Below are 7,124 nucleotides of genomic sequence, written 5' to 3'. Positions count from 1 at the left end.
TGTTCCGCCAGGAGCATGGCTGGGTAGCTACGTACGGACGGGATAAGCGCTGAAAGCATCTAAGCGTGAAGCCCCCCTCAAGATGAGATTTCCCAATTAGTAAGACCCCTTGAAGACGACGAGGTAGATAGGTTGGAGGTGGAAGTGCAGCAATGCATGGAGCTGACCAATACTAATCGGTCGAGGGCTTATCCTAAACAACACCCCAAAAAGTGAAGCGAAGCTTTGAAGCGGATGCCGAATACTTTTCGGGGACCCCGATACCACATTGGGACAATGCTACGGATTCTAATCAACGCAAAGACGTTTCGTATCTAGTTTTCAGGTGATCAAATCATCACTTGAACTGAATAATGTTCCCTGATAGCTCAGTTGGTAGAGCACTCGACTGTTAATCGAGTTGTCACAGGTTCGAGTCCTGTTCGGGGAGCCATTTATGGAGAGGTGTCCGAGTTGGCCGAAGGAGCACGATTGGAAATCGTGTAGGCGTCAAAAGCGTCTCGAGGGTTCGAATCCCTCTCTCTCCGCCACTATTATTTAAGTAAGGCCCGTTGGTCAAGGGGTTAAGACACCTCCCTTTCACGGAGGTAACAGGGGTTCGAATCCCCTACGGGTCACCATCTTTCTTTTAAAAAGACTTGATTTCGTCGCCGGTTATCTGGTATGATAGAAATCGCTTTGTTACGGAGGCTTAGCTCAGCTGGGAGAGCATCTGCCTTACAAGCAGAGGGTCGGGGGTTCGATCCCCTCAGCCTCCACCATAAATAACAATGTAACCCTTTTATAATGGCGCGGGGTGGAGCAGTTCGGTAGCTCGTCGGGCTCATAACCCGAAGGTCGCAGGTTCAAATCCTGCCCCCGCAACCAATTATATCGCATTAGCGATAGTGCCTCGTGGAACTGTGGTGTAGAGGCCTAACATGCCTGCCTGTCACGCAGGAGATCGCGGGTTCGAATCCCGTCAGTTCCGCCATTTTTTAACTTTTGGGATGAGATGAGTGTCCGATATGGGATTCGTCGAAGTCACGAAGAGCGTAAGGCTCGGTAGCTCAGTCGGTAGAGCAGAGGACTGAAAATCCTCGTGTCGGCGGTTCGATTCCGTCCCGAGCCACCATGTTTCACAATTGCATACGCCGGTGTAGCTCAATTGGTAGAGCAACTGACTTGTAATCAGTAGGTTGGGGGTTCAAGTCCTCTCGCCGGCACCACTATGGAGGATTAGCGAAGTGGCCAAACGCAGCAGACTGTAAATCTGTTCTCTTACGAGTTCGGTGGTTCGAATCCATCATCCTCCACCAGTTTTATAGGGGCATAGTTTAAAGGTAGAACAGCGGTCTCCAAAACCGTTAGTGTGGGTTCAATTCCTGCTGCCCCTGCCAATCGAAAATTTATAAATATGGCGGTCGTGGCGAAGGGGTTAACGCACCGGATTGTGGCTCCGGCATTCGTGGGTTCAAGTCCCATCGATCGCCCCATATTTCAAAATCATATTGGGGATTAGCCAAGCGGTAAGGCAACGGACTTTGACTCCGTCATGCATAGGTTCGAATCCTATATCCCCAGCCATGATTTCTGCGGACGTGGCTCAGCGGTAGAGCATCGCCTTGCCAAGGCGAGGGTCGCGGGTTCGATTCCCGTCGTCCGCTCCATTTTTATTTGTGGCGCCATAGCCAAGTGGTAAGGCACAGCTCTGCAAAAGCTTTATCCCCAGTTCGAATCTGGGTGGCGCCTCCATTTACCAATCTGTGCCCTTAGCTCAGCTGGATAGAGCGTTTGACTACGAATCAAAAGGTCAGGAGTTCGAATCTCTTAGGGCACGCTTTTATGCCGGTGTGGCGGAATTGGCAGACGCGCGCGACTCAAAATCGTGAGGGAAACCGTGGGGGTTCGAGTCCCTTCACCGGCATCATGCAAAAGGAATGCAAGACGATTATCGTCTGCATTCCTTTTTTGCGTTTTTCGTCTGATGATCGGTTGGTATGACAGCGTTCAACTGCAGTGAGATGTGCTTCTTGTCGAAGTGCGTTGTTCCTATGAAAGAAGAGCGCGGGTTTCTATGGATCGAGCACCGTTTGGATGCAATGGCGAATAGGCGATCCGGCCCGCTTTAAAATGGGCCAGGAATGGATTGGACGCAGGTCTATAGAAGGCCCCGACTTAGGTCTAGGTGCAAAAACCGTCCGCAGTCCGTTTTAGTGAAGCGTGAAATTACCTAGAATAGAGTCATAAGGTTGAACACATAAACAACGATCAAACGACAGAAAGGCGGTGTATAAATGAGATATTCGAGAGGAAACGGATTAAGTCTCCTGCTGATTGGTTTAGGGGTTTTGATTCTTCTGGGTGTATTCGCTCCTCTGCTCGGATGGTTGTTCAGTCTTTTGCTTCCCGTTCTGATGATCGCTTTGGGATATTACGGAATTCGGAGAGGCAACGCTCTGATCGGGTGGATCATTCTCGGTATCGGCGTCATCTGGTTGATGGGTAAGCTGTCTTGGCTCATCGGTCCGGTACTCGGTATTATCCTGATCATCTATGGGTTGTCCCGATTCAAGAAGGGAAGACCGCGTTACTAAATGCGATTATAGGATAACAGCCAGCTGAAGTTAAGGATAAGAAGTTGATAGAAGAGGAGGGCTAAACCCAAATGAGTGTTTTCAGACGGATACGAGATATTACCGTTGCAACCTTGAATGAAAGACTCGAGCAGAGTCAGGATCCGGTCAGATTGATCGACCAGTTCCTTCATTCGACAAGACAAGACATCACGGAAGCCGAGAAGCTTCTGCAGCAATGCCAGACTCACTCCAGGCAACTGAAGCAGCAGGTTGACCAAGCCGAGACGATGCGGGATAAGCGTGAGGAACAAGCGCTGCTTGCATTGAAAGCCGGTGAGGATCATCTGGCGAAGCTGGCACTTCAAGAGAAGCTGATCTATGAAGAAAAGATTGAACAATACCAAGGCTTGTTGTCTACCAGCCTGGAATCGCTGAGAGAGATTGAAGAGCAGCTCGGGGAGCTCCGCATGGAGTATCAAACTGTATACAGCAAGCGTCAATACTATGTTGCCCGAATGGAGACACTCCGTCTGCAGCAGAAGATGAATGAACGCACCGGTGCATACGGTGGTCAAGATGTTCCGAAGATGTTCAACCGGCTCGAGGATCGCATCAGCGATTGGGAGCTTGAAGCCAGAAGCTTGCGCGATTTACGCCGGATGGGCCAGGAGTATGTGGAGCAGGCAGGCAATACCGTCTCTTCCGTACTCGAAAAGGAGCTTGCCCGTTTGAAGCAAAAGCTGAATGACAGCGGAAAGGAGTAATCATGACTAGATTGTACCGTTCTACCCGAGACAAAATGTTTACCGGGTTGATCGGCGGCCTATCCGATTATTTCGGAGTCGAATCGACCATCCTCAGAATTATATTTGTAGTCAGTATCTTTTTCACTGGCGGTACAACACTATTAATTTACCTGATCGCGTCGTTGGTTGTTTCCAAAGAGCCGCCGTATTACCACGATCCATACGCACCTCATGGAAGACATGGAGGACATGGAGGCTATCGTTTCAATGATGCACCTGGACCCGGATATAACGGCTATAACGATAACTATGGTCGTCCAGGATATCCGAATGAAGGCGGCTTTGGACCGAAATATGATCGATCCGGCCGGCCGGATCCAGGCTATGGTCCCCGGAATAACGCATCCGCCGATTCCGGTCTGGATGCGATGATGCAAGACATCGAGAAGAAGGCATTGCAAAAAGAAATTGAAGAGTTGAAGAAAAAACTATCGGATTATGAGAAGGGAGATAAGTAACATGGGAGTATTTAAAAGAATTAAAGATATGACAAAGGCGTCGGTGAATGAGCTGCTGGATAAGGTAGAAGACCCGATTGTGATGTTGAACCAGTATCTGCGCGACATGGAAGCAGAAATTCACGAGGCTGAAGTAACCGTAGCGAAGCAAATGGCGAATGAGCGTCGGATGAAGCAGCGCGTGGACGAAGCGGTTAAGATGGCTGCACAGCGCGAGGCACAAGCCGAGCTGGCTCTGAAGAACGGTCAGGAAGAAGTTGCACGCAAGCTTCTGGAGGAAAAAATCTACTTCGATCAAAAAGTTACCGAGTACTCCGAGCTGCACCTGCAATCGGAATCCCAAGCTAAAGAACTGGTTGCCCAGCTTCATCAAATGAAAGACGAGTTTTATAAAATGCGCAACAAGCGCAATGAGCTCGTAGCTCGTGCGCAAATGGCCAAAGCCAAGAAGCAAATGTCTCAAGTGAGCAGCTTGCATACGATTGAGAGCGGCAGCGCTTCGATGGGCTTCCACCGCATGGAGGAAAAAATCATGCAAATGGAGGCAGAAGCGGACGTGCTTCGCGCACCATACCGTCCGAACAACGCGGCTTACACCAGCCCGGTGGATGCCGAGAAGCAGCTGAAAGTCGATGAGCAGCTGGAAGCGCTAAAGAACAAACTGAACAACACCTCGAAATCGGAGTAATTGTTCAGGAAACTTAGCAAAATAAATGAAAAACCGTATGCGAAATTCCGGGTTCATATGATATGCTATACGGATGAAGCAGTCCGAGTAGTATAGGACAAAGCCATACCGTGAGGGGCTCCTCATGGATATGGCTTTTCCCGGCTTTATATTTCGTCATCAAGGAGGTGCGACATGGATCGAAACCGCTGGATCGCAGTAGGGTTCATCTGTTTAGGTTTTATTATGCTCTTCGGCCGATGGTTCGGTTTCTTTACCATTGTCGCCCTGTTGCTCATGTTTGCAGGCGTGCTTCAGGTCCGCACAGGCCAAGTGAAGAGAGGCTACATTCTGCTCGGGGTCGGAGCTGTCATGCTGATGCTGGAGCACCTCATGCTGATTATCGGCGTCAGCCTGATCTCGCTTGGCATTTTCTACGGAAAATCCAGACGGGCGCATGGTACAACCGGCTATGTCCAGAAGCAAAGCTTTATGTCCAACTTCGATTGGGACCAGTCGCCATGGGTTATGCGCAGTCTGAGCATATGGCATGTGCTCGGAGAAGCTGATGTGGACCTGTCCCTGGCTCTGCCGGAGGAGCGTCATACGGTTATGATGTTTCACGGTTTGCTTGGGGATATCGATCTGATGATCCCCGATTATTACGGGGTGGAAATCGAGGCCTTCATCCTGTTCGGATCGATCCATATGGGCGACCGGAAGGAGACGGGCATCATGAATCGCGTACGTTATCAATCTCCCAACTATGAGACGAGCGAATATAAAGTGAAATTCATCGTTTTGTATTTAGGCGGAGATTTGAGTATACGAATGACGTAAATGACTTATTCATACATTGGATTTGGATACCAATCAGGAGGGTTGCCCCGTGGAAACGGAAAAAAAAGCAAACATCATAACCCGTAGCATGCGCGAGGGAGCCCTTCTGGGATTGGTTGTCATGCTGATCGTGTTGTACTTGCTGTATACATACGGGTACTTACAGCCGTTTGAGACCTGGAAGGGGCGGATTGAAGCGCTGATCACCATCGTGCTTCTGCCGGTCGGTCTTGGGGCCATTTATGGGTTTTATCAAGGATATCGGGTCAAACGAAGAATTGATCTTGTACGGGAAACGCTGGTAAGCTGGGAGAAGGGCAGTCTGACCGATGTGATGCCGGATATCGGGGAGGACGAAGTCGGACGGCTGGGCGAGCAGCTGGTGCGCATCAGCAAGCGTTGGGAGGACCAGGTCTCCTCCTTGCAGCGGCTGTCGACCAATAACGCCCAGCTGGCGGAGCAAGCCCGGGTGACGGCGATCGTCGAAGAGAGGCAGCGACTGGCCCGCGAGCTGCACGATGCGGTGTCCCAGCAGCTGTTCGCCATTTCGATGACCGCCACGGCGGTTGGCAGGACGCTGGATAAGGATTTTGACAAAGCCCAGCGCCAGGTGGCTCTGATCGAGGAAATGTCGGCGGTTGCCCAGTCCGAGATGAGGGCGCTGCTCCTTCATTTGCGGCCGGTCTATTTGGAGGGTAAAGCCTTGGAGCAAGGTCTGCGGGATCTGATTAAAGAACTGCAGATTAAAGTGCCGATGGAAATTACGTTTGAAATGGACGAGGATATTCACTTGGTGAAGGGAATCGAGAACCACTTGTTCCGGATCATTCAAGAGGCCATGTCCAACACGCTTCGTCATGCCAAGGCGGACAAAATGGATATCCGCATTCACCGGAAGCAGAATACCGTTCGGGTAATGCTCCGCGATGACGGTGTAGGGTTTGAGCTGGATGACAAGAAGCAAACCTCTTACGGCCTGTCGACCATGCAGGAACGGGTCACGGAGATCGGGGGCTCCATTCAGTTTATTACCGCCCCCGGCAAAGGAACACGCATTGAAATTACGGTACCGCTGATGAATGAAGAACGCAAACGGGGGGATAGCGATGGAAACACCGATTAAAGTGCTGCTGGTGGACGATCACGAGATGGTCCGGATCGGCCTCGCCGCCGTGCTGGGCACGGAGGATGGGATCGAAGTTGTAGGGGAGGCAGGCAGCGGTGAGGAAGGCATCCGGCTTGCTCAGGAGTATCAACCGGATGTGGTGCTGATGGATCTGGTGATGGACGGAATGGACGGGATCGAGACGACCCGGCAGCTCATGAAGCAGTTCCCGAATCTCAAGGTGATTGTGCTGACGAGTTACCTGGACGACGAGAAGATGTATCCGGTCATTGAAGCCGGCGCCTTTAGCTATCTGCTAAAAACATCCCGGGCCTCCGAGGTTGCGGACGCTATACGCGCAGCGGCACGCGGACAGTCGGTTCTGGAGTCGCAGGTCGCTTCCAAGATGATGAATCGTTTCCGTCATCCGCAAAACGAGGCTCCGGCTCATCAGGATTTGACGGACCGGGAAATGGAGGTTCTGCGTCTGCTCGCCCAAGGCAAATCGAATCAGGATATTGCCGATGAGCTTATCATTGGAATCAAGACGGTGAAATTTCACGTTACGAATATTCTGGGCAAGCTTGGCGTTGAGGATCGTACCCAAGCGGCTATATATGCGTACAAAAATGGGTTGGCTGAGTAGAAGAGCCGGCTCATTTTTTTATGCCTGCTTGTATATTTTCCTCC

The 7,124-nt window shown here is 50.9% G+C and carries 7 protein-coding genes, 16 tRNA genes and 1 rRNA gene; all 24 read left to right on the top strand.

Annotated elements, in window-relative coordinates:
• Window positions 1–196, top strand: a 23S ribosomal RNA gene (locus J2Z18_RS08570); the annotation flags it as partial.
• Between the two features lie 161 nt (window positions 197–357).
• Window positions 358–433, top strand: a tRNA-Asn gene (locus J2Z18_RS08565).
• A 5-nt stretch (window positions 434–438) separates the two neighbouring features.
• Window positions 439–530, top strand: a tRNA-Ser gene (locus tag J2Z18_RS08560).
• Window positions 531–545: 15 nt separating this feature from the next.
• Window positions 546–620: transfer RNA gene (locus J2Z18_RS08555), tRNA-Glu, on the top strand.
• Window positions 621–685: 65 nt separating this feature from the next.
• A tRNA-Val gene (locus tag J2Z18_RS08550) sits at window positions 686–761 on the top strand.
• A gap of 29 nt (window positions 762–790) precedes the next feature.
• Window positions 791–867, top strand: a tRNA-Met gene (locus J2Z18_RS08545).
• Between the two features lie 29 nt (window positions 868–896).
• Window positions 897–973 (top strand) — tRNA-Asp (locus J2Z18_RS08540).
• A 65-nt stretch (window positions 974–1,038) separates the two neighbouring features.
• Window positions 1,039–1,114, top strand: a tRNA-Phe gene (locus J2Z18_RS08535).
• Between the two features lie 18 nt (window positions 1,115–1,132).
• Window positions 1,133–1,208 (top strand) — tRNA-Thr (locus J2Z18_RS08530).
• Window positions 1,209–1,212: 4 nt separating this feature from the next.
• Window positions 1,213–1,298, top strand: a tRNA-Tyr gene (locus tag J2Z18_RS08525).
• A 7-nt stretch (window positions 1,299–1,305) separates the two neighbouring features.
• Window positions 1,306–1,379 (top strand) — tRNA-Trp (locus tag J2Z18_RS08520).
• Between the two features lie 20 nt (window positions 1,380–1,399).
• A tRNA-His gene (locus tag J2Z18_RS08515) sits at window positions 1,400–1,475 on the top strand.
• 16 nt (window positions 1,476–1,491) lie between these two features.
• Window positions 1,492–1,566: transfer RNA gene (locus tag J2Z18_RS08510), tRNA-Gln, on the top strand.
• Window positions 1,567–1,574: 8 nt separating this feature from the next.
• A tRNA-Gly gene (locus tag J2Z18_RS08505) sits at window positions 1,575–1,649 on the top strand.
• Between the two features lie 11 nt (window positions 1,650–1,660).
• A tRNA-Cys gene (locus tag J2Z18_RS08500) sits at window positions 1,661–1,734 on the top strand.
• An 11-nt stretch (window positions 1,735–1,745) separates the two neighbouring features.
• Window positions 1,746–1,819: transfer RNA gene (locus J2Z18_RS08495), tRNA-Arg, on the top strand.
• 7 nt (window positions 1,820–1,826) lie between these two features.
• Window positions 1,827–1,906: transfer RNA gene (locus tag J2Z18_RS08490), tRNA-Leu, on the top strand.
• Window positions 1,907–2,276: 370 nt separating this feature from the next.
• The gene (locus J2Z18_RS08485; protein WP_007131933.1) at window positions 2,277–2,576 is read left to right on the top strand and encodes a hypothetical protein; all 300 of its coding nucleotides are present in this window, start codon (window positions 2,277–2,279) and stop codon (window positions 2,574–2,576) included.
• A 71-nt stretch (window positions 2,577–2,647) separates the two neighbouring features.
• The gene (locus J2Z18_RS08480) at window positions 2,648–3,322 is read left to right on the top strand and encodes a PspA/IM30 family protein (RefSeq protein ID WP_007131934.1); all 675 of its coding nucleotides are present in this window, start codon (window positions 2,648–2,650) and stop codon (window positions 3,320–3,322) included.
• Between the two features lie 2 nt (window positions 3,323–3,324).
• On the top strand, window positions 3,325–3,822 hold the full coding sequence (locus J2Z18_RS08475; protein WP_028404769.1) for a PspC domain-containing protein: 498 nt from the start codon (window positions 3,325–3,327) through the stop codon (window positions 3,820–3,822).
• Between the two features lies 1 nt (window position 3,823).
• Window positions 3,824–4,510, top strand: a complete 687-nt coding sequence (locus J2Z18_RS08470; RefSeq protein WP_007131936.1) for a PspA/IM30 family protein — start codon at window positions 3,824–3,826, stop codon at window positions 4,508–4,510.
• 174 nt (window positions 4,511–4,684) lie between these two features.
• A complete protein-coding gene (gene liaF, locus J2Z18_RS08465) occupies window positions 4,685–5,329 on the top strand; it encodes a cell wall-active antibiotics response protein LiaF (RefSeq protein WP_210094573.1) in 645 nt (214 codons plus the stop codon).
• Between the two features lie 49 nt (window positions 5,330–5,378).
• The gene (locus tag J2Z18_RS08460) at window positions 5,379–6,452 is read left to right on the top strand and encodes a histidine kinase (protein WP_210094572.1); all 1,074 of its coding nucleotides are present in this window, start codon (window positions 5,379–5,381) and stop codon (window positions 6,450–6,452) included.
• Window positions 6,436–7,080, top strand: coding sequence for a response regulator (locus J2Z18_RS08455; RefSeq protein ID WP_007131939.1), 645 nt, complete (start codon window positions 6,436–6,438; stop codon window positions 7,078–7,080). Before J2Z18_RS08460 ends, J2Z18_RS08455 begins: the two co-directional genes overlap by 17 nt.
• Window positions 7,081–7,124 lie beyond the last annotated feature (44 nt).

The organism is Paenibacillus lactis (assembly GCF_017873605.1).
In the GTDB taxonomy this organism is placed as follows: domain Bacteria; phylum Bacillota; class Bacilli; order Paenibacillales; family Paenibacillaceae; genus Paenibacillus_AQ; species Paenibacillus_AQ lactis.
Note: the sequence above shows the minus strand (reverse complement) of the source record. Positions and strands in the feature narration are given on the sequence as shown.

What these genes read in the sequence shown, in the direction of transcription:
- J2Z18_RS08485 (WP_007131933.1), top strand. Translation starts at nt 2,277, where the DNA reads ATGAGATATTCGAGAGGAAACGGATTAAGTCTCCTGCTGATTGGTTTA.
- J2Z18_RS08480 (WP_007131934.1), top strand. Translation starts at nt 2,648, where the DNA reads ATGAGTGTTTTCAGACGGATACGAGATATTACCGTTGCAACCTTGAAT.
- J2Z18_RS08475 (WP_028404769.1), top strand. Translation starts at nt 3,325, where the DNA reads ATGACTAGATTGTACCGTTCTACCCGAGACAAAATGTTTACCGGGTTG.
- J2Z18_RS08470 (WP_007131936.1), top strand. Translation starts at nt 3,824, where the DNA reads ATGGGAGTATTTAAAAGAATTAAAGATATGACAAAGGCGTCGGTGAAT.
- liaF (WP_210094573.1), top strand. Translation starts at nt 4,685, where the DNA reads ATGGATCGAAACCGCTGGATCGCAGTAGGGTTCATCTGTTTAGGTTTT.
- J2Z18_RS08455 (WP_007131939.1), top strand. Translation starts at nt 6,436, where the DNA reads ATGGAAACACCGATTAAAGTGCTGCTGGTGGACGATCACGAGATGGTC.